General features: G+C 32.7%; 2 protein-coding genes. Both read right to left on the minus strand.

The genetic code is table 11. From position 1 onward, the window contains the following. Positions 1-94 precede the first annotated feature (94 nt). A complete protein-coding gene (locus V7161_RS30065) occupies positions 95-919 on the minus strand; it encodes an MBL fold metallo-hydrolase (protein WP_335716425.1) in 825 nt (274 codons plus the stop codon). A gap of 25 nt (positions 920-944) precedes the next feature. After that, the coding region (locus V7161_RS30070; protein WP_335716426.1) for a hypothetical protein at positions 945-1,173 on the minus strand (229 nt) is incomplete at its 5' end.

Here is a 1,173-nt window from a genome sequence, read left to right on the forward strand (position 1 = left end):
CTTTACTATTAAATGTTCAGGTATGTATAGGTAACTGAATTTGAGGAAAAAGTTTATTCATAAGTCCTTCAAGCTTTCCTAGTAATTTAGTAAATTAAGTATTAAATAATGTTCCATTTAGTGCTTCAATATACCTTTTTGCTGACCTTTGAACCACCAAATTTGCATCATCTCTAATAATCAGATTAAATGCGTCATATAATCGATTAAATGTAAAATCATTTACCCTATCTGCAATTCTTTCAACTGTTACACTGGGAAGAGGAATGAAGTTAGGATAACTATACATAAAACTAACCCATTTACGATCAGCCACCACACGTACTATATCTCCACTCAATAAAATTCCATTTTGACTGCTTCCATTTTTCCACTCTAAAACAGTACCGCCTTTATAATGTCCTCCAATTCTTTGAAGGATAAGACCCTCCTGTAATTCTAGAGATTCTCCAGACCAAAAAATGATTTTCTCGCTAGTTCTAGTCACCCATTCTTTATCATCTTCGTGTATGTAAATTGGAGCATCGAATGTTTCAGCCCATTCTACTTGACTAGAGTAATAATGTGGATGTGATAGAGCAATAGCATCAATTCCACCTAATTTATTAATATGTGAAATGGTTGATTGATCAATATATGTAATACAATCCCACAATAAGTTGTAATTTTTATCTTGTACAAGATAAGCTGTCTGTCCGATTCCAAAACTTGGATTAGTCTTTATGCTATGTAATCCTTCTTCCTGGAGCTTAATGCTATTACTATATGTACCCACTTCTATCAGCTCTTCTAATGTGGTCCACACCTGACCTTTGGAACTAACAAATTGTCTTTCTTCCTCACAAATCAAACATTGTTTTGGTGCGTCGTTTGAACTCTCATACTGAACTCCACAAGTTTCACAAATAAAGTTTTTCAAAAAATATCTCTCCTTTACTTAGTGGTTAATCCTTAACAGTTATCGTGATTTCCCTTAATTCCCTTGTTGGTGAAAAATACCAATAAATTTTAAAAAAGTTACTGAAACTAACTAAATAGGTTTCATGTTTGTCTATCTTACTATAGGGTTGATCAGGAACCCTTACTAATAAATTTTGTCCATTATATCTTAATTTCCAATAATAATAATTACCTGTCATGATTGCTCTAACTCCGAAAAACTGCATTTTCTCT

Origin of the sequence: Neobacillus drentensis (assembly GCF_036965425.1) — a bacterium.
Classification (GTDB): Bacteria; Bacillota; Bacilli; order Bacillales; family Cytobacillaceae; genus Neobacillus; species Neobacillus drentensis_F.